Annotated in this window: 19 protein-coding genes and 1 pseudogene; 8 read left to right on the top strand and 12 right to left on the bottom strand. The window is 64.5% G+C overall.

The genetic code is table 11. The features are described from left to right. Positions 1-10: 10 nt before the first annotated feature. From IVB31_RS00100 to IVB31_RS00080, 5 genes and pseudogenes are all read right to left on the bottom strand, one after another. Entirely contained in the window at positions 11-715 is a 705-nt protein-coding gene (locus IVB31_RS00100; RefSeq protein ID WP_247317163.1) for an isochorismatase family cysteine hydrolase, read from the bottom strand. A gap of 251 nt (positions 716-966) precedes the next feature. After that, positions 967-2,692: pseudogene (locus IVB31_RS00095) on the bottom strand (FAD-dependent oxidoreductase). A 59-nt stretch (positions 2,693-2,751) separates the two neighbouring features. Then, complete coding sequence (locus IVB31_RS00090) at positions 2,752-3,771, bottom strand: trypsin-like peptidase domain-containing protein (protein WP_247317161.1); 1,020 nt, start codon at positions 3,769-3,771, stop codon at positions 2,752-2,754. Between the two features lie 65 nt (positions 3,772-3,836). Next, positions 3,837-4,286 (bottom strand): gluconate 2-dehydrogenase subunit 3 family protein, encoded by a 450-nt coding sequence (locus tag IVB31_RS00085; protein ID WP_247317159.1) that lies wholly within the window; start codon positions 4,284-4,286, stop codon positions 3,837-3,839. A 198-nt stretch (positions 4,287-4,484) separates the two neighbouring features. Continuing rightward, a complete protein-coding gene (locus tag IVB31_RS00080; protein WP_247317157.1) occupies positions 4,485-6,083 on the bottom strand; it encodes a GMC family oxidoreductase in 1,599 nt (532 codons plus the stop codon). Between the two features lie 198 nt (positions 6,084-6,281). On the opposite strand from IVB31_RS00080, the gene IVB31_RS00075 reads away from it, so the two are divergent. Then, positions 6,282-7,070 carry a thermonuclease family protein gene (locus IVB31_RS00075; RefSeq protein WP_247317155.1) on the top strand — a complete coding sequence of 263 codons (789 nt, stop codon included), beginning with the start codon at positions 6,282-6,284 and terminating at the stop codon, positions 7,068-7,070. 219 nt (positions 7,071-7,289) lie between these two features. Here IVB31_RS00075 and cyoD read toward each other — a convergent pair whose 3' ends face one another. The 4 genes from cyoD to IVB31_RS00055 are packed head-to-tail and all read right to left on the bottom strand — an operon-like array spanning position 7,290 to position 11,140. After that, complete coding sequence (cyoD, locus tag IVB31_RS00070; protein ID WP_247317152.1) at positions 7,290-7,679, bottom strand: cytochrome o ubiquinol oxidase subunit IV; 390 nt, start codon at positions 7,677-7,679, stop codon at positions 7,290-7,292. Further along, positions 7,676-8,317 (bottom strand): cytochrome (ubi)quinol oxidase subunit III, encoded by a 642-nt coding sequence (locus IVB31_RS00065; protein ID WP_247317147.1) that lies wholly within the window; start codon positions 8,315-8,317, stop codon positions 7,676-7,678. The genes cyoD and IVB31_RS00065 overlap by 4 nt, the downstream gene beginning before the upstream one ends. Further along, entirely contained in the window at positions 8,317-10,317 is a 2,001-nt protein-coding gene (gene cyoB / locus IVB31_RS00060; protein ID WP_247317144.1) for a cytochrome o ubiquinol oxidase subunit I, read from the bottom strand. Before cyoB ends, IVB31_RS00065 begins: the two co-directional genes overlap by 1 nt. After that, positions 10,307-11,140: a cytochrome ubiquinol oxidase subunit II gene (locus IVB31_RS00055; protein WP_247317141.1), complete on the bottom strand. Its 834-nt coding sequence runs from the start codon at positions 11,138-11,140 to the stop codon at positions 10,307-10,309. Before IVB31_RS00055 ends, cyoB begins: the two co-directional genes overlap by 11 nt. Positions 11,141-11,302: 162 nt before the next feature. Here IVB31_RS00055 and IVB31_RS00050 point away from each other — a divergent pair, with 162 nt between their 5' ends. Then, positions 11,303-12,103, top strand: coding sequence for an SDR family NAD(P)-dependent oxidoreductase (locus IVB31_RS00050; RefSeq protein WP_247317140.1), 801 nt, complete (start codon positions 11,303-11,305; stop codon positions 12,101-12,103). Between the two features lie 56 nt (positions 12,104-12,159). Here the strand turns inward: IVB31_RS00050 and IVB31_RS00045 are convergent, their stop codons facing one another. Continuing rightward, complete coding sequence (locus IVB31_RS00045) at positions 12,160-13,491, bottom strand: sorbosone dehydrogenase family protein (RefSeq protein WP_247317138.1); 1,332 nt, start codon at positions 13,489-13,491, stop codon at positions 12,160-12,162. Positions 13,492-13,726: 235 nt separating this feature from the next. Between IVB31_RS00045 and IVB31_RS00040 the strand changes: the two genes are divergently transcribed. The 3 genes from IVB31_RS00040 (at position 13,727) to IVB31_RS00030 (ending at position 16,273) form a co-directional block, all read left to right on the top strand. Further along, positions 13,727-14,917 (top strand): urate hydroxylase PuuD, encoded by a 1,191-nt coding sequence (locus IVB31_RS00040; protein ID WP_247317136.1) that lies wholly within the window; start codon positions 13,727-13,729, stop codon positions 14,915-14,917. Positions 14,918-15,064: 147 nt separating this feature from the next. Beyond that, positions 15,065-15,922 carry a VOC family protein gene (locus IVB31_RS00035; protein WP_247317135.1) on the top strand — a complete coding sequence of 286 codons (858 nt, stop codon included), beginning with the start codon at positions 15,065-15,067 and terminating at the stop codon, positions 15,920-15,922. Between the two features lie 75 nt (positions 15,923-15,997). Then, positions 15,998-16,273: a hypothetical protein gene (locus IVB31_RS00030; RefSeq protein ID WP_247317133.1), complete on the top strand. Its 276-nt coding sequence runs from the start codon at positions 15,998-16,000 to the stop codon at positions 16,271-16,273. Positions 16,274-16,282: 9 nt separating this feature from the next. Here the strand turns inward: IVB31_RS00030 and IVB31_RS00025 are convergent, their stop codons facing one another. After that, on the bottom strand, positions 16,283-17,317 hold the full coding sequence (locus IVB31_RS00025; RefSeq protein ID WP_247317131.1) for a L,D-transpeptidase family protein: 1,035 nt from the start codon (positions 17,315-17,317) through the stop codon (positions 16,283-16,285). A 206-nt stretch (positions 17,318-17,523) separates the two neighbouring features. On the opposite strand from IVB31_RS00025, the gene IVB31_RS00020 reads away from it, so the two are divergent. Continuing rightward, entirely contained in the window at positions 17,524-18,471 is a 948-nt protein-coding gene (locus IVB31_RS00020; protein ID WP_247317129.1) for a lytic transglycosylase domain-containing protein, read from the top strand. Between the two features lie 41 nt (positions 18,472-18,512). On the opposite strand, the gene IVB31_RS00015 is transcribed toward IVB31_RS00020, so the two are convergent. Continuing rightward, a complete protein-coding gene (locus tag IVB31_RS00015; protein ID WP_247317127.1) occupies positions 18,513-19,487 on the bottom strand; it encodes a tripartite tricarboxylate transporter substrate binding protein in 975 nt (324 codons plus the stop codon). Between the two features lie 504 nt (positions 19,488-19,991). Here IVB31_RS00015 and IVB31_RS00010 point away from each other — a divergent pair. Together IVB31_RS00010 and IVB31_RS33600 are read left to right on the top strand one after the other, a co-directional pair. Next, entirely contained in the window at positions 19,992-20,648 is a 657-nt protein-coding gene (locus IVB31_RS00010; RefSeq protein WP_247317126.1) for a hypothetical protein, read from the top strand. Beyond that, positions 20,645-20,914, top strand: coding sequence for an HGGxSTG domain-containing protein (locus IVB31_RS33600; RefSeq protein WP_346730842.1), 270 nt, complete (start codon positions 20,645-20,647; stop codon positions 20,912-20,914). Before IVB31_RS00010 ends, IVB31_RS33600 begins: the two co-directional genes overlap by 4 nt. The last annotated feature ends 318 nt before the right edge of the window (positions 20,915-21,232 follow it).

Here is a 21,232-nt window from a genome sequence, read left to right as displayed (position 1 = left end):
GGTGATGCCCCTAAGCTGAAATATTTGAAGTCTTCATCGCCTCCAGTACCGCGGCTGAGCTCGCAACCCAGCCGAAGATTCCGCCCTGGGCCTTGATCATTTTCAGGCCCATTTCGTGAAATTCAGGGAAGTAGGATGCGCAGCCATCCGAGATGACGACGCAGCGGTAGCCGCGGTCATTGGCTTCGCGCACGGTGGTGTTGACGCACACCTCAGTGGTGACGCCGCACACCAGCAGATTCTCGATGCCGTATTTCTCCAGCACGTCGGTGAGTTCGGTGGCGTAGAACGCGCCCTTGCCCGGCTTGTCGATCACGACCTCGCTGTCGAGCGGATAGAGTTCTGGAATGATGTCGTGGCCGGCTTCGCCGCGAATGAGAATGCGCCCCATCGGGCCGGGATCGCCGATGCGCAGGCTCGGCGCGCCGCGCTCGACTTTCGCCGGCGGCGCGTCGGAAAGATCGGGCAGATGCCCCTCGCGCGTATGGACGACCAGCATGCCGGTGTCGCGCGCCGCCTTGAGCAGCGCGCCGATCGGCTTTACCGCGCGAGCGAGCTGGCTGACGTCGTTGCCGAGCGTCTCGCCGAAACCGCCGGGCTCCATGAAATCGCGCTGCATGTCGATGATGATGAGCGCGGTGCTCGCCCAGTCGAGCTTGATCGGCTCAGGCTCGGCGCTGACGACGTCCAGAGTAGGCTTGGTTGAGCTCAACATAACGTAGGCCCCCGCGAGAACTCTCTTTGCCGGGAGTTCTGCAAGCGCCGTGCCATTGTGTACAATGCCGATGGCGCGCGGGCAGCGAACGAATTTGCTGCGTCGTCAGAAACTTACGTCGGGAACGGAGGGTTGCTTATTCCCTGTGCGACGGCTTTGCGACGTGCATTTGCTCAAGCCTTGGGCGATGGTAACGAACTCATCACCTCGTCATTCCGGGGCGGCAACGGGCATGACAGCGGAGAGGACCGCTACGTGGAGACCGTGGCTACATTCGCCGCGTGCGACGTCCCCTCCGCCAGATGCCGCCCCGCGATGTACCCGAATGTCAGCGCCGGCCCGAGCGCAATCCCTGGCCCCGGAGAGTTGCCGTTCATGATCGAGCCCATGTCGTTGCCGCAGGCGTAGAGGCCGGCGATCGGCGTACCGTCCTCGCGCAGCACGCGTGCTTGCGCGTCGACCTTTCATGCCGATCGCCGTGCCGAGATCGGCCGGATGGATGCGCAACGCGAAGAACGGCGCGCAAACGATCGGAGCGACGCAGGGGTTGGGCTTGTGAGCGGCGTCTCCGAGATGGCGCTGATAGATGGTGCTGCCGCGCCCGAACGCGGGATCGCGGCCCTCGTTCGCATCGGAATTGTAGGTCGCGACCGTCACGGCGAGCGTGGATGGCTTGACGCCGAGCTTCGTCGCGAGCTGCCCGATGTTTCCGGCCTCGATCAAATCGCCGCTCGTCACATAGCGCCTGATATTGCGCGTGAACGGCTTGATGCGGCCGAGGCCGTAATTCCACAGGAATTGGCGGTCGCAGATCAGATAGAACGGCAGATTCGGCTCGCCATTGCCGTCGCGCAGCATCGCGAGCACGAATTCGTGGTGGGACAGCGCCTCGTTGACGAAGCGCCGGCCGGCTGCATTGACCGCGATCACACCGGGCTTGGCGCGGTCGGTCACCGTGTGCGGGAAAACGCCACGGCTGCCATCGGCGCGGCGGAACAGCGAGGCCGGCACCCAGTACGCCGGGCTGGTCGCCTCGGTACTGAGCGCGGCTCCGGTTGCGGTCGCGAGGCGAAGCCCGTCGCCGGTAGCGGAGCTGTTGGTCGCCGAGACAAACCCGGCCGCGGGCGGGAAGAAACGCTTGCGTAAAACGGCATCGTGCGAAAAGCCGCCGGTCGCCACCACGACGCCGCGGCGCGCGGCGATCAGGCGGTCGCGGAAACCGTGGCGGATCACGATACCATCGACGCGCCCGCCCTGCATCGACAATTCCTCGACGTCGGCGCTGAAGAGGATTTCAACCTGCCGCGACAACAGCGAGGCATACAGCCGCGCGGCGAGCGCGTTGCCGAGATACAGCGTCGTGCCGCGCGGGCTGCGAAGCCGCTGTAACGCGTATTCAGACACGAGCCGCGCCGCACGCAATGTCGAACGCAGCGACGTCCCGACCTTGCGCAAATGCGGGACGTCGAGGCGATCGACCATCATGCCGCCGAACAGCGTGAACTCCGGCAGCGGCGGCCGCAATCGGGCGAAACTCGTGCCCAGCCGCGTGCCGTCGAACGCGACCGGTTCGAGCACGCGTCCACCCGCAGTCGCGCCGAGACGCTCCGGGTAATAGTCCGGATAGGCCTTCACGACCTGGAGGCGGAGTTCGGTCCTGGCTTCGAGATAGGCGATGGCCTCCGGCCCGCGCGCGAGGAAGGCGGCGCGCAAGCCCGCATTGGCGGGCTCGGACACGGTGCTCGCGAGATATCGGACGGCATCGGATACGCTGTCGGAAAGCCCCGCCTCTTTCATCCCGAAATTGGCGGGGATCCAGACCATGCCGCCGGACCACGCGGTGGTGCCGCCGACAAAGGCCGTCTTCTCGATGACCAGCACGCGCAGGCCTTCGGCGGCGGCCACGGCCGCAGCTGTCATGCCACCCGCACCGGCGCCGATGACAATGACGTCGTAGGTCTCATGTGCCGGCATCATGCGGCATGCTTTCAAAAGCGGGGCATGACACCGTCATACCCCGTCCGGACGCCGGCCTGCTAGCGCGCCGGCTTCCGCTCGACCGGGTCGATATCGATCGCCCGCAGCCGGCCGAGGCGCAGCACGTCCATGGCGAGCCGCCGGCCGATCCGGTCGCGATCGAGTACGCGGATCAGATCGTCGACGCCGTTGATCTCGACGCCGTCCAGCTTGATCACGACATCGCCGGACAACAGGCCGGCTTTCGCGGCCGGTCCGTCCGGCTCGATCTGCGCCAACAGCGCGCCCATCTTGTTCTCGACGCCGGCGAGCACCGCATGGCGCCGCGGGATCGGCGCGGTCTGGCCGGCGACGCCGATATAGGCTCGGCGGACATAGCCGTGGCGGATGATCTCCGACAGCACGAATTGCGCGGTGTTGCTGGCGACCGCAAAGCAGATGCCTTGCGCGCCGCTGATGATGGCCGTGTTGATGCCGATCACCTCGGCATTCGATGACACCAGGGGACCGCCGGAATTGCCGGGATTGAGCGCGGCGTCGGTCTGGATCACGTCCTCGATGGTGCGTCCGCTGACCGAGCGGATCGAGCGCCCGAGCGCCGAGACCACGCCGGCGGTGACGGTCGATTCGAAGCCGAGCGGATTGCCGATCGCGATCACGAGCTGGCCGCGCTTCAGGTTCTGGGAGTTGCCGAGCGCGGCATAGGGCAAGTCCCGCACGCCGTTGGCGCGCAGGAGCGCGAGGTCGGTATCGGGATCGACGCCGAGCACCCGGGCATCGCCTACATGGCCCTCGACGTCCCGCAGCCGGATCTCCCTGGAGGAGCCGACCACGTGGCTGTTGGTGAGCACGAGTCCGTCCGGCGAAATCACGATGCCGGAGCCGAGCCCGCCGCGCTCGCGGCCGTTCGGCACTTTCGGCCCGGTCTCGACGCGCACGACGGCAGGGCCGACGCGATCGGTCACGTCGATCACGGCATTGGAATAGGCGTCCAGCAGGGCCCGGTCGTCGACCGGGGCAGACGCTGTCGTTCGCGATGACGGTGCGTCATCGACGATGTCTGAGGTAAAGTCCAACATGGCAAGAGTCCTTGAGGCTCACACAGATGGTGGCCTGTTCCCTCCCGCGCAAGTGGCGCGGGCTGCTAGGCCCCCCGTCGCAGCGTGCCTACTCTTGCCTTGACCGGGTCGAGCAGCGACCAGTCGCCATCCTCCAGCACGTAGCCCATGGGGAACGGCGCGCGCAGCTCCAGCCCGAGCGACCGCAGCACCCGATCGTCGCGGTAGTAGCATTGCAGCACGACGCGGACGAGCGTTGCGGCGGCCGCGCCGCCGGAACTGCGAAATTCCCGCGCCACCGCATCCCGCTTCGCCGCATCGAGCTCGGCGAACGGTTGGCCCGCAAGCCGCGCTAGATGGTCGAGCGCTGCCGCCACCAATTTGGCGTCCCGCCCCAGCGTCCCCAGCATGTCGGCCTGGATCGCGGGGTCGTCGGCGCCGGGCATCTTGTACTCGTCGCTGGCGGGAACGATCATCGCGGCGATGGTGCGAAGGTCGTCGCGCTGCCGCGGCGTGAGGGAGAGTGGATCAGGCATCGTGTCCTCTCGTCAGAACTTTACAACCGCGGTGACAGTGCGCTCCCTCCCCCGCCTGCGGGGGAGGGTCAGGGGGAGGGTGCTTCCACAGAGAGACTCCCCCAGAGGAGAGAACCCTCACCCGGCACTTCGTACCGACCTCTCCCGCAAGCGGGAGAGGTGCATCGAATGCGGAGGTCGCTTTGTTCTGCATCATTCTCAATCAAACAAATTGGCGAGACGCTGCTTCATCTGGTCGGCGATGTAGAGCGCGAGGGCCTGTATGGTGGACGTCGGGTTCACCCCGCCCGAGGTGACGAAGATGCTGCCGTCGACGATGAAGAGGTTCTTCACGTCGTGCGAACGGCCCCATTCGTTGACGACGGAGCGCTCGGGGTCGGCGCCCATGCGTGCCGTGCCGAGCAGGTGCCAGCCGCCCCACGGGATCGGCGAGTTGACGCAGATGTCGCTCGCCCCCGCGGTATCGAGGACCTCGCGGCCGCGCGCGAGCGCATGCTCCATCATCTTCCGGCTATTCTCGCTGATCGTGTAGTCGATCTTCGGCGCCGGAATGCCGTGGCTGTCCTTCAATTCCGGATCGAGCGTGACCTGGTTATGCTCTTCCGGGAGGTCCTCGCAGATCGCGGAGAAACCCAGCCGATGGCCGTTGAGCTTGCGGAAGACGCGGTGATGATCGGCGCCCCACGGCAGAACTCCCTTCTGCTCGCTAACGACAGCCTCGAATACCGGCCCGGCGCCGCGCACGAACTGAACGCCGTAGCCGCGCACGAAGCCGCGCGACAGGTCCGTGTCGTACCACTCCTTGCTCCACAGGCAGGTCGGCGGTGCGCGGTTGCTGTCGGTCGGCTCCTTCACATAGCCGTAGATCTGCGCATATGGATGGAACATCAAATTCTTGCCGACGAGGCCCGACGAATTGGCAAGCCCGTTCGGAAAGCGGTTCGACGCCGAGTTCAGCAAGAGCCGCGGCGTTCCGACGCCGTTGCAGGCGATGATGACGACATGCGCCGGCTGAAACTGCTCGACGCCGTCCTTGTCATAATAGACCACACCGGTGGCCATGCCGTTCTCGGCGGTGGTGATCTCGCGCACCCGGCAATGGGTGCGCAGCTCGACGCCGGCGCGGATCGCGTGCGGCCAATAGGTGATGTCGGTCGAGGATTTCGCGCCTTGCGCGCAGGCCGGCGTGCAATGGCCGAGATTGATGCAGCGCGCGCGGCCCTCGTAGTCCATGGTCGCGACCGTCGTATCCGACGGCCACCAGTGCCAGCCGAGCTTGTTCATGGCCTTGCCGATGATGGCCCCGGACAATCCGAGCGGCTGCTGCGGCATCGGCGGATGCGTCAGGGGCGACAGCGGATCCCCTGACAGCCCTGACGTGCCCATGATGCGGTCGTTCTCCTCGAAGAACGGGGTCAGGGCGTCGTAGTCGATCGGCCAGTCGTCGGCGACGCCGTCGAGCGTCTTGACCTTGAAGTCGGAGGGATGCAGCCGCGGCCAGTGCGCGGTGTACATCACCGTCGAGCCGCCGACTGCGTTGTAGTTGACGACCTTGATCGGCGAATTGTCGTCGTTGATCGGATAGTCCTCGGGCCGGCCGCGGATGTTCGGGCTCGACGACCACTCGCCGTAGAACTTGGCCTCCCAGTCGCGGCCCGTGCTGGGGTATTCCGCCGGATTCATCCAGCCGCCCTGCTCCAGGCAGAGAATATGCATCTTGGTCTCGGCCAGCGACCATGCGACTGCCGCGCCTGAAGCGCCGGCGCCGATGATCAGGACGTCCACGGGGTCTTTCATCGCAGCCTCTTCCTCCCCTCGCCGCTTCCCGGGCGATTCGGCCTTCGCGGTCAACGAGGCCGGCGAACGATAGGATCAGAGCTACGGCTGAGTAAAGCCGCGGGGCCGGAATGTCGCACTTCGCAGGGCGCAGACCATTGGTATCGCCACATCCGGATGCTAGGAACAAGGCGAGAGAGCAATCGATAGCGAGACCTTATGTCCTTCGAGAATTCATTTGCCGCCGCCCGCGCTTTCGCGCTCGTTTCCTTTCTCGCTCTGTCCGGATTTCTGGGCACCTGCAACCCCGCCTCCGCGCTGACCGCCGCCGCGACGGTCCGCGACGGCAACGCCATCCAGCTCGGCGACGTCACCTACCGCCTCGACGGTGTCGACGCGCCCGAGCTGGACCAGGTCTGCATCGACGATCACGCCGATCCCTGGACCTGCGGCATCGAGGCCCGCGACCAGCTCGCCAAGCTGATCGGCAAGCGAACCGTGCGTTGCGACGATGTCGGGCCCGAAAAAAGCTTCGGCAAACGGCACCGCGCGATCTGCACCGCCGAGGGCGACAAGACCAGCTTGAACGAGCAACTGGTCAAGCTCGGCTATGCCATCGCGCGCGAGCCGATCAAGGCGAACGTCAAGCCGGCGGCGTCCGACGCCAAATCGGCCACAGCCGGGATCTGGAAGGGCTGCTTTGTTGCACCGCAAGAATTCCGCACCGGCAAGAAGGACGGCGCGCTGCTGGGCGCCGCCTGCCGCGCCGACCGCGACAAGGAGATTCGCGCGGTGTTGTTTCCCGACGATCTGACGATGCCGCCGAGCTGTGGCATCAAGGGCAAGCTCGCGGTGCGCGCACGCGTCACCGGCAATATCGGCATTTATCATCTGCGGGGCTGCCCGAGTTATCCCGCGACCACCAAGCCGGACCGCTGGTTCTGCTCGGAGGACGACGCCCAGGCCGCAGGCTTCCGCAAGGCCTATAATTGCCGCCGGCCGAAATGACGAAGCCCATCACGCGCCCGTGAGCGGTAGCCGGAGACAGTATTGATCCGGAATTGAACTCTATCGGGAGTTGCTGCATTTGTAGACGTACGCAAGCGCTTTGCGCGAGCGTTTCCTTGGCGGCAATCCGGCTCCGGCCTGATTGCTTTGCTCGGGCGTTTCCTCCCTAGACTTGGGCCGCTTGCCACAACAAGCGGCTCTTCTTTTTTGCACCATGCGCTAACGGCGCATCTGCATGATCTGATCCATCGGCGGCATGTTCGCATTCAGATGCCCCATGATCCAGACGGTGCCACCGACCACCAGAAAGACCACCAGCAGCCCGAACGCCAGCGCAAGCACGTTGTTGGTGTTGTCAGGGCCGGTGGTGATGTGCAGAAAGAACACGAGATGCACGCCCATCTGGGCGATGGCCAGCACAATCAGGGCGACGGGAATGGAAGGCTGCCAGACCAGATCGGTGCCGGCGATGAAGAACGAGGTCGCCGTCAGCAGCAGCGCAAGCACAACGCCGACGACGTAGCCGAGAATGCGTGCGCCGACACTGTGTTGCTCCTCGTCGCCCGGCGCAAGGTCATGGCCGGCCGGCATATGCGTCTGGTCGCTCATCCGCCACTCCCAAGCAGGTAGACCACGGAAAAGACCCCGACCCAGACGATGTCGAGCGCGTGCCAGAACAGCGCAAAGCACATCATCCGGCGCAGAACGTCGGCGCGAAAGCCTTTGGCGAAGACCTGGGCCATCATGGTCAGCAGCCACAGCACGCCGGCCGAGACATGCAGCCCGTGGCACCCGACCAGCGAGAAGAACGCCGTGAGGAAGGCGCTGCGCGACGGCCCATAGCCGCGGGAGACGAGATCGGCGAATTCGCGGAACTCGATGATGAGGAACACCAGTCCGAGCCCGCAGGTCACGGCCATGCCGAGGTAGAACCAGAACCGGTTGCGGACATCGGCCGCGATACTGGCCATGCCGCACGTAAAACTCGACAACAGCAGGCAGACCGTCTCGATCGCCACGTTTCGCGGCTCGAAGATCTCCGTGCCCTTCGGGCCATCGGCGGTCTGGCCAGACAGCACCGCGTAGGCTGCAAAAAAGCACGAGAACATCACGATGTCGGAGAGCAGGAAGATCCAGAAGCCGTAGGCAGTCACGATGCGCTTTGGCGCCGGTCCTTCATGTTCGGCGGTACGGCCGATATGATGCGGGTCGGCATGGGCGCGGCCGGCGGTTGCGGTCATCGACATCAGACAGACCCCGCCATGCTGACGAGATTGCGCCGGTCCTCGATGGAGACGCGATCGATGCGCGCGACTTCATCGGCCGGAATGACGTATTCGTCATGGTCGCGCCAGGCGAACACGACAAAGGTCGCCCAAGCGCCCAGGCCGCCCAGAATCACCATCCACCAGATGTGCCAGATCAGCGCAAAGCCCATGATGGTGGCGAAGAACGCGCAGACGAATCCGGTCGGCGAATTCCGGGGCATCTCGATGTCGTGGTATTCCGGCGGTTCATGCTCGAGCGATTGTCGCTTGGCGTGAGCCTTCAGATCCCAATAGGCGTCCTCGCCGCGCACGTCGGGATCGAAGGCGAAATTGAACACTGGCGGCGGCGACGAGGTTGCCCATTCCAGCGAGCGGCCGTCCCAGGGATCGCCGGTGCGGTCGCGCAGGGCCTCGCGGTTGCGGATGCTGACCACGATCTGCATGATCTGGCAGATCACCCCGATCGTGAGCACAGCCATGCCGACGGCCGCCACGATCATCCACGGCCGCCATGCCGCGACATCATAGTGCTGCATCCGCCGCGTCATGCCGAGCATCCCGGCGATATAGAGCGGGACGAAGGTGATGAAAAAGCCGAGAAAGGTGAACCAGAACGCGAGCTTGCCCCAGCGTTCGTCGAGCCGAAAGCCGAACGCCTTCGGGAACCAGTATTCAAAGCCAGCGAAGGCACCGAACAGCACGCCGCCGATAATGACGTTGTGGAAATGCGCGACCAGGAACATGCTGTTGTGGAGCATGAAATCGGCCGGCGGCACCGCGAGCAAGACTCCGGTCAAACCGCCGACAATGAAGGTGACCATGAAGCCTATCGACCACAGCATCGGCGTCTCGAAGCGGATGCGGCCGCCATACATCGTGAACAGCCAGTTGTAGATCTTCACGCCTGTCGGTATTGCGATGATCATGCTGGCGATGCCGAAGATCGCGTTGACGTCGGGGCCGGCGCCCATCGTGAAAAAATGATGCAGCCAGACCATGAAGGAAATGATGCAGATCGCCATGGTGGCGAGCACCATGGAGCGATAGCCGAACAGCGCCTTGCCGGAGAACGTCGACACCACCTCGGAGAAGATGCCGAAGGCCGGCAGCACGAGGATGTAGACTTCCGGATGCCCCCAGGCCCAGATCAAATTCATGAACATCATGACGTTGCCGCCGGCTTCGTTGGTAAAGAAGTGGAAGCCGAGATAGCGGTCGAGCAGCAGCATCGCGAGCGTGGCGGTGAGAATCGGGAAGGCCGCGACGATCAGGAGGTTCGAGGCCAGCGTGGTCCAGCAGAACATCGGCATGCGCAGATAGTTCATGCCCTTGGTCCGCAGCTTCAGCACGGTCGTGACAAGATTGATGCCGGCCACCAGCGTGCCGACGCCGGAGATCTGCAGCGACCACGCGTAATAGTCGACGCCGACGCCCGGCGAATAGGACAATTCCGACAGCGGCGGAAAGGCGAGCCAGCCCGTGCGGGCGAATTCGCCAATCACGAGCGAGAGATTGACCAGCAGCGCGCCGGTCGCGGTCAGCCAGAAACCGACCGAGTTGAGCGTCGGGAAAGCCACATCGCGTACCCCGAGCTGGAGCGGCACGACGAGGTTCATCAGCCCGATCACGAACGGCATCGCCACGAAGAAGATCATAATGGTGCCGTGCGCTGAGAAGATCTGGTTGTAGTGCTCGGGCGGCAGATAGCCCTGCGACTGGTAGGCGACCGCCTGCTGGATCCGCATCATGATGGCGTCGCTGCCGCCGCGCAGCAGCATCACCGAGGCCAGCAGGATGTACATGACGCCAATGCGCTTGTGATCGACGCTGGTGATCCATTCGTGCCAGAGATAGGGCAGATGCCCCTTAACCACGACCCAGATCAGCACTGCCAGGATCCCGACCAGCACCACCGCGCCCGCGATCAGCGGAATGGGCTGATCGAACGGGATAGCCGACCAATCGAGCTTACCGAGCATCGTGGCCTCCACTGTGCGGGCGGCCGGCGTCGGAGATCAGCTCCGGCCCCGGCCCTGGCGGAATGTGCTGGGTCGCGATCAGGTCGAACAGGCGGGGATCGTCGAGCCGGTAGACCGGCCTGCCCTTTTCGACGCCCTGCTGCATCAGCTTCTTGTAGCTCTCCTCATTGAGGACAGCGTCGCTCTTCGCCGTGGCAGCCACCCAATCCGGAAAAGCGAGCGGCGAGATCACGTTGACGTCGAACATCATGTCCGGAAAGCCGTCGCCCGAGAAATGCGCCGACAGGCCATGCAGCTTGCCTTCGCTGTCGGCGCGCAGGTTCAGCTTCGTCACCATGCCGTTCATGGTGTAGATCATGCTGCCGAGCTGCGGGATGAAGAACACGTTCATCACGCTCGACGACGTCAGCTGGAAATTCAGCTCCGCACCGGCCGGCACGGTCAGCGTGTTGACGGTGGCAATGCGCTGGTCCGGATAGATGAAGAGCCATTTCCAGTCGAGCGAAACCGCCTGGATGCGGACCGGGCTGCCAGTCCCCGGCACCGGTGCTGCCGGGTCGAGTTGGTGCGAGCCTATCCAGGCGACCCCGCCGAGCAGGATGACGGTGAGCGCGGGGATCGCCCACACCACCATCTCGACGCGCCCCGAATAGACGAAGTCGGGCTGGAAGCGCGCTTTTGGATTGGAGGCGCGAAACCAGAACGCAAAGACCAGGATCGCGACAATGGTCGGCACCACGATCGCCAGCATGATGAAGACGGAATCGACCAGGATGGTGCTGTTGGCCGCAGCCACAGGCCCTTGTGGATCGAGCAGATTCATCGGCAAGCCACTGGCGATTGGGAAGCCCCGGGACAGAGCCTAGCGCGGGACAGGCTCCGGCAGCAAACGCGGGCGCGTGGGCACGGTTCCTAAGCAGCGGCAAGTTCTTGGGCACACGTGCAAAGCCTGTGCTATCGTAATGAAAAAGCAGGGAGAAACGTTATGCGCCTGAACGACAAGGTCGCCATCGTGGTCGGAGCCGGGCAAAGCCCCGGTGAAGGCATGGGCAACGGCCGCGCCACCGCGCTGACCTTCGCACGCGAAGGCGCGAAGGTTTTATGCGTCGACCATCATCTGGAATCGGCGCAGGAAACCGCCGCCATGATCACGGCAAAACAAGGCATCGCAGCAGCCTTCAAGGCCGACGTGACAAAGTCCGCCGACATCAAGGCGATGGTGGCAGAGGCGCAAGCGCGCTGGGGCCGGATCGACGTGCTGCACAACAATGTCGGCGTCAGCCTGTCCGGCGGTGACGCCGAGCTGCTGCAGATCACCGAGGAGGCGTTCGACCGTGTCGTCGCCATCAATCTCAAGAGCTGTATTCTCGCCGCGAAAGAAGTGATCCCGATCATGCGCGCGCAGAACAGCGGTGCGATCATCAACATCTCCTCGATGGCGGCGATCACCACCTATCCCTACGTCGCCTACAAGGCGACGAAGTCGGCGATGATCGCCTTCACCGAACAGCTTGCCTACCAGAACGCCGAATACGGAATCCGCGCCAACGTCATCCTGCCCGGCCTGATGAACACGCCGATGGCCGTCGACACCCGCGCCCGCGAATGGCACAAGACCCGCGCCGAGGTCGAAGCCGAGCGCGACAGCAAGGTGCCGCTGCGCAGGAAGATGGGCACCGGCTGGGACGTCGCGAATGCCGCGCTGTTTTTGGCGTCGGACGAGGCGAACTTCATTACCGGCGTGACGCTGCCGGTGGATGGCGGTGCCAGTGTGAGGCGGGGGTAGGTGAAGCGAGCGCCGTGCCGCTTCCTTCTTCCCTTGTGGGAGAAGGTGGCGCTGGTCTAATGCGTCACCCGCCAGATCGTGCCGTTGCCGTCCTCCGACACCAGCAGCGCCCCATCCTTTGCCACGGCAACACCGACCGGCCGCCCCCATACCTCGGTATCGCTCACCACGAATCCCGTGACAAAATCCTCATACTCGCCGGTCGGCTTGCCGTCCTTCATCCGGATGCGGATCACCTTGTAGCCGGTGCGCTTCGACCGGTTCCAGGAGCCGTGCTCGGCGGCAAAGGCGTCGCCCTGGTACTCGGACGGAAACTGCGTGCCCTGGTAGAAAATCATGCCGAGCGAGGCCGAATGCGGCTGCACCAGCACATCGGGCACCGTCACCTTATCATTGAGGTCCGGCCGCGCGCCGGCATGGCGCGGGTCTTCGTTGCCACCGATGTAGAACCACGGCCAGCCATAGAAGGCGCCTTCCTTCACGCTGGTGACGTAGTCAGGCACGAGATCGTCGCCGAGCCCGTCGCGCTCATTGGTCGAGCACCAGGGCAACCCGGTCTGCGGCTGGACCGCAAGTCCGACGCAGTTGCGGATGCCGGTGGCGTAGATCTTCCGCTCCTTGCCGTCAGGAGCGAAGGCGAGCACGGCGGCGCGCTCGGTTTCGCTGGCCCAGGCCGCGCCGAGCGGCTGCACTTTCGACCACGCTTCCAATCCGCCCGGCGGCGTGCCCATGCCCTCGGCGACGTTGCTGAGCGAGCCGACGGACACCAGCATGCGCTTGTTGTCAGGCGTGAAGACGATGTCGCGGGTGGAATGGCCGCCGTCATGCGGCAGGCTGGCCACGACCGTCTCCGCCTTGCCGCGCGCCTTGAGATCTCCGGCCTGATAGGGAAAGCGGACGACGCTGTCGGTGTTGGCGACATAGACCCATTGCGGATTGTCACCGTTCGGAAAGAAGGCGATGCCAAACGGCTGCCTCAGGCCGCTCGCAAAGACCTCGTTGGTCGCGACCTTGCCGCCTTCGCCGGCGCGCAATACGCGGATGTTGCCGGCGCGCGTCTCCGCGACGAAAACATCGCCGTTCGGCGCAACCCGCACGATGCGCGGGGCGCGCAGGCCCTCGGCGAAAAGCTCGATCTTGAAACCTGTCGGCACCTGGAGCACGGCCTCTGGCGGACGCGGCACCACGCGCGACGAACTCGCAACCGATCGCGTGGCGCCCGGCCTGACCAGATCCTGCGGCCGGATCAACCTGACGGTGCCGGGCTTGTCGGCCTGCCAATCGCCGTAGGCATCCTTGCCCTGCAGTACCGGCTCGGCCCGCGCGCAGGTCGCAACCGCGACCAGCCAGCCTGCGGACATCGCCACGACCGAAATCCTGTTCTTCACGTCGTTCCCTCCCGGCCTGCACGTGTCGCGCGTCAACGCCGATCGACCCACAAACGTTCTGCGACAGGTCAATCGCCTGCCGAATCCCACGTCAGCTCATGCCCGCACGATGTGCATCGGCGCCAACCCATCGTACTGGAAAATATCGCTGATCGGTGCGACACATTGTAAGGGCGGGGCCGCCGGTTGCGGTCATCAAAGCTGCGGCATTGGTGTCGCAATTGATGGGGTGATCATGTGGGGATCCATCGTATCGGAATGGGCGAGCCTGCTGCTCCGCTGGCTGCACGTGGTGGCGGCGATCGCCTGGATCGGGAGTTCCTTCTATTTCATCGCCCTCGACCTCGGCCTCAAGCCCAACAGCGACCTGCCCGACGGCGTGCAGGGCGAGGCCTGGCAGGTCCATGGCGGCGGCTTCTACCGGATCATGAAATATCTGGTGGCGCCCGCCCAGATGCCGGACGATCTCACCTGGTTCAAATGGGAGGCCTACACCACCTGGCTGTCCGGCTTCGCGCTGATGGTGGTGGTGTATTATCTCGAGGCCGATCTGTTCCTGGTCGACAAGTCGGTCCTCGACCTCACGCCATTCCAGGCCGGACTGTTCAGCTTCTGCAGCCTCGCGCTGGCGTGGCTGCTTTATGAGGGCGCCTGCCGCACCGGGCTCGCGCAGCGCGAGCTCCCCTTCGCCATCGGCGGCTATCTGTTCCTGGTCGCGTTGACCTATGCTTTCGCGCACGTGCTGAGCGGGCGCGGTGCCTTCAACCAGATCGGGGCACTCATCGGCACCATCATGGTCGCCAACGTCTTCACGCTGATCATCCCGAACCAGAAGAAGATCGTCGCCAGCCTGATCGCGGGACAGGCGCCTGATCCGAAACTCGGCAAGACCAGCAAGGAGCGCTCGGTCCACAACAACTATCTGACGCTCCCCGTCGTCGTGCTGATGATCAGCAACCACTATCCCCTGCTCTACGCCACGCGCTTCAACTGGATCATCGTCGCGATCATCCTGGCGCTCGGGCCTGTGATCCGCCACTTCTTCAATGAGCGGCACGCCGGGCGCAATTCGCCGTGGTGGGTGTGGGGCGTCGCAGCGGCCGGCGTGATCGCGATCCTCTTCCTCTCCGCGGCCGGCCCGCGCGAGGTCAAGACAGCCGCGCTGTCGGCGCAGCCGACGCTCGCCAATGTCGAGGAGATCGTGATGTCCCGCTGCAGCATGTGCCATGCGGTCGAGCCGGTCTGGGCCGGCATCGTCACCGCGCCGAAGGGCATATTGCTCGATGCGCCCGAGCACATCCATCGCAACATCCGCCTGATTGGCCGGGTCGCCGCCTGGTCCAATGCGATGCCGCCGGGCAACATCACCGAGATGACCCGTGAGGAGCGCGCCACCCTCGCCGCCTATATCGAGCAGGCGCGCTGACCCCGTGACGCTTCGGAGCTGCATTTCGCGGAATGAAAATCCGCAGCTCCCGCTGAATTGAAAATGACTTGACCGCCTATCCGGCGTAGACAGGAGCCGCGGCCGCTGGCGCGGCCTGAAGTCATTTTGCATTCGGGGATAAGAACAGTGGCCCTCAAGAACGTCATCGGTATCGACCACGCCGTGGTCATGGTTCAGGACCTCGACAAGGCCGCCGAGAACTACCGGCAGCTCGGCTTCACCCTCTCGCCGCGCGGCACCCACAGCGCGCATATGGGCACCGGCAACTACACCATCATGTTCGACCCTGACTATATGGAGCTGCTCGGCGTGCTTGCCGCGACCGAGCACAATGCGCCCGCGCGCGCCTTCCTCGACAAGCGCGGTGAAGGCATCGAGCGCATCGCCTTCACCGCGGTCGATTCCACCGCCGGCGCGGAGGAGATCCGCGCACGCGGCCTGGTGCCGATCGGGCCTACCGATTTCGAACGGCCGGTGACGTTGCCGAACGGCGAGGTCTCGGCAGCGAAATTCCGCACCTTCATGTGGCCGACCGCGGAAGCGCCCGGCGGCGTACGCATTTTCGCCTGCCAGCACAAGACCCGCGAAACCGTGTGGATCCCCGAGCTGATGAAGCACGCCAATGCGGCCAAGCGGATCAAGCAGACGCTGATCGCGACGCCCGAACCCGCGCAGGAGGCCGCGCATCTGGGACGGCTGATCGACCGCGAACCGAAGACGGAAGCCGACGGCGCGGTCACCGTGCCCTCCGGCGGCGATCGTGCCGATTTCGTCTATCTGACGCTGGACCAGCTCGGCAAGCGCTATCCCGGCGTATCGCTCGCAGGTCTCTCCGAACGCGGCGGCGCGGCCCTGGTGCTGGTAAGCGGCGATCTCGCCGCCACCGAGAAGGCGCTCGGTTCGGCCGCTGTGCGCAGCGGGGCCGCGATCTGCGTGCCGCCGGCCAAGGCCAACGGGACCCTGCTCGCCTTCGTTGCCGGCTGATTTGAACTAATTCTTTAACAAGCGTTTACCGCGCGGCCCTAGGATTTCAGGCTATCCACGCCCGAGGCCTAGCGCATGTTCAAAGAGGAATCGCCGATCGCCTACGACGCGCCGGCCGAACTGAAGAAGTGGCCGTCGCTGAAAGGCGAGAGACAGAGGCATCGCGGGCCGCCCTATATGGTCTACAACGGCACGCTCGCCGACTGCGTCCGCGAGCTGATGGGAAAACCCATCAAGGGCATCTCGCTCTACGACATCATGACGAGGCCGCAAGCCGCGTTCGACCAGACCGTGCTGTCGCCCGGCGATGCCGCCGAGATCGCGATGCGCAAGGATTTTCCCAAAGACTAGTTTCTAGGACTAATTCGAGGCGCGCCTGCCGGCAGGCTTCCCCCGCTGCCTGGACGAGGATTCCGTCGGCGCATTCAGGAAGACCGCCGGCGTACCGCGCTTGACGTGGTCGCCCAGTGTGCGCACGTCCCAATTGGTCAGCCTGACGCAGCCGTGTGACGCGGACTTGCTGACCCTGTCGGGCTCCGCCGTGCCGTGGATGCCGTACCCCTGCGCCGACAGACCGATCCAGTACGAACCCACCGGATTGTTCGGACCCGGCTGGACATCGAACGGCTTTTTCGATTTGACGCTGCTGAACTTGTAGTCCGGATTGTAGTGATAGGTCGGCTTCTCGTTGGTGCTGGTGACCTTGAGCGTCCCGCTCGGCGTCGGACGGTCCGGACTGCCGATTGACGCGGGATAGAACGCGAGCAGGCGGCCGGCCGAGTCAAACGCCTTCAGCGTCTGGTTCTTCTTGTCGATCTCGAGCCGCGCAACGGGTGGCAGCTCTCTTGGTGCAGCGACATTCGCAACGGCAATCGTCTCGCCGGCCTTGTCGAAAGATTTGCCGGGATTGAGGGTGCGAAGCAGATCACCGCTCATGTGGAATTTTTCGGCGAGCCCCTCGAGCGGGCTGGTGTAGCTCAGCGCCTTGAGCGATTTCATGTCCTCGAGCTTGCCCGGCAACTCCTTCAGGAACGGCCCCTTCACGTCGGCGTCGGCGATCCTGTAGTCGACAATCGCGGGACCTTCGCTCGCCGCGCTCAGCCTGTCCCAAAGCTCCGGCGCGATCGTCTTGTCGGATGCGATACCGTTCTGCTCGGCGAATGCCTTCAACGCTTTCTGCGCGTTCTCGCCGAACTTGCCGTCGATTTCGCCGGGCGAGAACTGCGCACGGTCCAGCATGATTTGAAGCTTGACGACGGATGCGCTGATCTTGTCGGTCGCCGGCTGTTTTGCGGGACGCGCAGCGTCGTTCACCGCTGCTGCATCGAGATTGGCCGCGAAGGCCGCACCGGTCAGTCCCAGCGAAATCACGGCGCTGAATATCAATCGCATCATGTCGCTTGTTCCAATTCGAAAATGACCCGCACAAGTGCGGGCAACTCCTGTTCGGGAACACCGTAGTAACACCGGCGGAACCGGTAGAATCGCAGCTTCGCCGCAATTGCAGTTAACAAGTCCTTGTCACCGGCGCCGCCGCCGGCCACTCATCCCACAGTTTGCATCCCACAGTTTGCATCCCACAGTTCGAGGTTGTCCACGCAATGCGATTTGTCGTCGCGGCTTGCGCCGCGTTTCTGGTTCTGATGTGCGACCTCGATCCGTCGACGTCCCGGCAAACATCCAGTTTCGATCACGCCGTTCTTCAAAACACGCAAGCCTCGCCACTTGTTCCGGTCGTCGAGCTGTTCCTCGCAAGCGTGCAGGCCCTCGAGCTCGCCAATGCGCGCGCGGCCTATGAGGAGACGCCCGAGCCGCCGCGTGTGGTCGAACCTGTCGCGCAGGCACAGGTCTCCCCGACTGAACGCTTCTGCCACGCGCTTCGTGAAGCCGCCGAGGCCAGCGGCATTCCCGTGCCGTTCTTCGCCCGCCTGATCTGGCAGGAGAGCCGCTTCAAGTCGAACGAGGTCAGCCAGGCCGGCGCCCAAGGCGTCGCGCAGTTCATGCCGGAAACGGCGGCGGAGGTCGGGCTCGATGATCCCTTCGATCCGATGAAGGCGCTGCCGGCATCGGCAAAATTCCTGCGCAAGCTCCGCGACGATTTCGGCAATCTCGGCCTCGCCGCCGCCGCCTATAATGCGGGCCCGGGCCGGATCCAGAAATGGCTCGCCAAAGAGAGCGAGCTGCCGCGCGAGACGCGCGACTATGTCCGCATCATCACCGGCACCAAGGCCGAGGAGTGGACCGAACGGGCGGAAGCCCTCGCGATCCGGATCGACCTGCCGCGCGAAGCGCCATGCGAAGGCATCGGCAGCCTCTCCAAGACGAAAGATATCGCCTGGGTTCCCGTGAACCTGACGCCCTCGGTCACGACCATCATTCGCAAGGCCGAGCAACTGGCGGCGCGGTTGACGGCCAACCGCGCGCGCAAGCGGCTTGCATCCCTGATCCGGAAGAGCACCCACGGCAAGGCGCGCAGCATGATCGCCGCGCGCGCGGCGGGAAAGAACGCGAAGGCCCGCGCCATCCGCCTCGCATCCAGCGAGCGCTAACCGGTCACACCGGTTTCTCGTCGTCGGTCACCGGCGACGTGCTACTCCGCCTTGATGTTCGCGGCTGCGACGACCTCGGCGAGCTCCCTGGTCTCCTTCGCGATCTTGGCGGCGTAGTCGGCCGGGCTCAGCACACTGACGACGCCTTGCGAGCCGAGCTTGTCCGCGACCCCCGGATCGCTGGCAGCGGCGACGATCTCCCGGTGCAGCCTCTCCAGGATCGGCGCGGGTACAGCCTTCGGCATGAAGAAGCCGACCCAGAACGAGAGGTCGAAGCCGGGATAACCGGCTTCCGCCACGGTCGGCACCTCGGGCAACGACGGCAGCCGCTCGGCTGACGACACCGCGAGCGCGCGCAGCTTTCCGGCCTTCACCAATGGCACCGCGGAGAGCGGATCGAACACCGCCAAGACCTCCTGCGCGAGGATGCCGACCTCGGACGCAGCCCCACCGCGATAGGGCACGTGGATCATCTTGACGCCGGCCTTCTGGCTGAGCAGCTCCATGGCGAGATGGGCGAGGTTGCCGTTGCCGCCCGAGCCGTAAGCGAGCGCGCCTGGCGCAGCCTTCGCCGCGGCGACGAGATCGGCGACGGTGTTGACGTTGGCCGTCTTGGGATTCTCCGGATTGACCACGAGCACGAGCGGCGCCGACACGATTGTCGTCAAGGGCGCGAAGTCTTTTTCCGGATCGTAGCGGATATCCTTGAACAGCGTCTTGTTGAGCGTGATGGTGGACGAGTTGCAGGCCAGCATCGTGTAGCCGTCAGCTTCCGCATGCGCGACGCCTTCGGCAGCGATCATGCCGTTGGCGCCGGCGCGGTTCTCGACCACGAAAGGCTGTCCGAGCTTGTTGCCGAGACGATCGGCAATGATGCGCGCGACGACGTCGACCGGACCGCCGGCGCTGAAGCCGACCATGATCTTGACCGGCCGCACCGGATATTTTTGCGCGAGGGCCTCGCTCGTCACGCACAATCCGGCGACGATCGCCAGCAGGCGAAGCGTTCGTTGCATTCGGTCTCTCCCCAGACGCTGGCGGCCGCTTTTGCCTGACGCGGCACATTCGGCGATCATGATGGGGGGCCGCGCCGGATTGCGCAATCGCGTTTGCCCGCCGGCATTCCGCCGCGCGGCACGTCAGAGCCGCATCCAAAACAAAAATGCGAAAACAACCCCATGCACAGTAGCCGGTCCCTGGGAGAACAAGAACTTGCGCGGTCAGAGACTTGCACGGTCAGAGACTTGCACGGTCAGAGACTTGCACGGTCAGAGACTTGCACGGTCAGAGACTTGCACGACGAGGATTGCGCACCACGCAAATCCGTTTGACCCGTCGGGCAAAACACTGGCATGATGGCAGCATCGCAACAATCGCCAGCATTCAGGCCGCCCGACCACGGGGCGGATCACGGCGATCGCGCGTAAGCTCTTCATCCACATCCCGAAAATCCCACAAGCGCGCCAGGCGAGCGATTGATTTCGCGCGCCATGAACCCGCGCCGGCAAAGGACAAAGCACATGACGACATCACCGGAACACCACGGCATGCCGGCGCTTGCGGCAAACGCTCGCGGCAGCCTCGCCGCGAGCCCGCGGATCAAGCTCACCAAGCGGCGCATCGTGATCAAGCATTCGGACCCGCAAGCCGCCGAACCGCTGTTGGCCGAGGCGCTCGGCGCCGCCGACCTCGACGCGCTGCACGGTCTGCTGAAGCAATTGGTGAAGGCCAGCGCGATCGGACGAAAGCCCGACGAAGCCAATCTCGCCTTCATGATCTCGATGGTGAAGAGCATCGCACCGAAGGATTCGATCGAGGCCATGCTCGTGGCGCAGATGGTGTCCATTCACATGGCGTCGATGCGCTCTGCCTGTCGCCTCGCCTGCACCGACGACATTTCGCAGCAGGAGAGCATTACCCGCGCATTGACCCGGCTGGCCCGCACCTTCGCAGGCCAGATCGAGGCACTCAGCCGCCACCGCAACAACGGCGAGCGCGCGATCACGGTCCGGAATTTGTCGGTGCAGGATGGCGGCAGGGCGATCCTGGGCAACGTCACCCAGCACGCAAGCCTGATCATCGCGGAGCCGGACGCTGCGATTGAGGCGGGACTGGTCCCGTCGCGGGAGGTCGGCGACTGCGCACAGGCCGAATCCAGGCAAGGCGCCAACGCATGAGTGGCGATCACATCCGCAACACAGGCGCGATGATGAGGAGCCAGCGCTGCGGCGCCAACACGCGTAGCGGCACCGCCTGCCGCGCGCCGGCAGTGCACGGCAAGGCCCGTTGCCGCATGCACGGCGGCGCCCGGAGATCGGGCGCGCCGAGGGGAAATCAGAATGCGCGGACGCACGGCGAGTTCACGGGTGATGCAGCCGCTGAACGAGCGCAGGATCGGGCCGTGCTGAATGATGCGTTGAAGCTCCTTGGAGAGCTGCCGTGAGTTGCCGAATAGCCCATAAAGGCGATGCACCGTAGATCGCAATCGTCGTTGACGAACGCGGTTGTGGAGACCCGCAATCAACGCCCCCATGGACTAGCCCTAATCATTATTTCCACGTGCTTGTAAGGGCCAATCCGCAAGTCGGTCTCACGTCCGCAATGGGTCACAGGGGGCTGGCGACGCAAGTGCAGCCCGGCGTCCGATTTACCAGCGACAGCGGACATCATGACGCCTGAACCGCTGTTCGGCTTAGGGCCAGAGCCAGACATTCATTGGACTCGATCCAAGTCAAATTTCAATCTAGGATAGCGCGGAAAC

The sequence above is a fragment of the Bradyrhizobium sp. 21 genome, assembly GCF_023073335.1.
Taxonomy (GTDB): domain Bacteria; phylum Pseudomonadota; class Alphaproteobacteria; order Rhizobiales; family Xanthobacteraceae; genus Bradyrhizobium.
This window is presented reverse-complemented; position numbering and strand designations above follow the sequence as displayed.

Bases quoted from the DNA above. Each gene is read 5' to 3' on its own strand.
- IVB31_RS00020 (WP_247317129.1), top strand. From the start codon at position 17,524: ATGCGATTTGTCGTCGCGGCTTGCGCCGCGTTTCTGGTTCTGATGTGC.
- IVB31_RS00080 (WP_247317157.1), bottom strand. From the start codon at position 6,083: ATGAAAGACCCCGTGGACGTCCTGATCATCGGCGCCGGCGCTTCAGGC.
- IVB31_RS00025 (WP_247317131.1), bottom strand. From the start codon at position 17,317: ATGATGCGATTGATATTCAGCGCCGTGATTTCGCTGGGACTGACCGGT.
- IVB31_RS00100 (WP_247317163.1), bottom strand. From the start codon at position 715: ATGTTGAGCTCAACCAAGCCTACTCTGGACGTCGTCAGCGCCGAGCCT.
- IVB31_RS00040 (WP_247317136.1), top strand. From the start codon at position 13,727: ATGTGGGGATCCATCGTATCGGAATGGGCGAGCCTGCTGCTCCGCTGG.
- IVB31_RS00050 (WP_247317140.1), top strand. From the start codon at position 11,303: ATGCGCCTGAACGACAAGGTCGCCATCGTGGTCGGAGCCGGGCAAAGC.
- cyoB (WP_247317144.1), bottom strand. From the start codon at position 10,317: ATGCTCGGTAAGCTCGATTGGTCGGCTATCCCGTTCGATCAGCCCATT.
- IVB31_RS00015 (WP_247317127.1), bottom strand. From the start codon at position 19,487: ATGCAACGAACGCTTCGCCTGCTGGCGATCGTCGCCGGATTGTGCGTG.
- IVB31_RS33600 (WP_346730842.1), top strand. From the start codon at position 20,645: ATGAGTGGCGATCACATCCGCAACACAGGCGCGATGATGAGGAGCCAG.
- IVB31_RS00030 (WP_247317133.1), top strand. From the start codon at position 15,998: ATGTTCAAAGAGGAATCGCCGATCGCCTACGACGCGCCGGCCGAACTG.
- IVB31_RS00075 (WP_247317155.1), top strand. From the start codon at position 6,282: ATGTCCTTCGAGAATTCATTTGCCGCCGCCCGCGCTTTCGCGCTCGTT.
- cyoD (WP_247317152.1), bottom strand. From the start codon at position 7,679: ATGAGCGACCAGACGCATATGCCGGCCGGCCATGACCTTGCGCCGGGC.
- IVB31_RS00090 (WP_247317161.1), bottom strand. From the start codon at position 3,771: ATGTTGGACTTTACCTCAGACATCGTCGATGACGCACCGTCATCGCGA.
- IVB31_RS00055 (WP_247317141.1), bottom strand. From the start codon at position 11,140: ATGAATCTGCTCGATCCACAAGGGCCTGTGGCTGCGGCCAACAGCACC.
- IVB31_RS00065 (WP_247317147.1), bottom strand. From the start codon at position 8,317: ATGTCGATGACCGCAACCGCCGGCCGCGCCCATGCCGACCCGCATCAT.
- IVB31_RS00085 (WP_247317159.1), bottom strand. From the start codon at position 4,286: ATGCCTGATCCACTCTCCCTCACGCCGCGGCAGCGCGACGACCTTCGC.
- IVB31_RS00010 (WP_247317126.1), top strand. From the start codon at position 19,992: ATGACGACATCACCGGAACACCACGGCATGCCGGCGCTTGCGGCAAAC.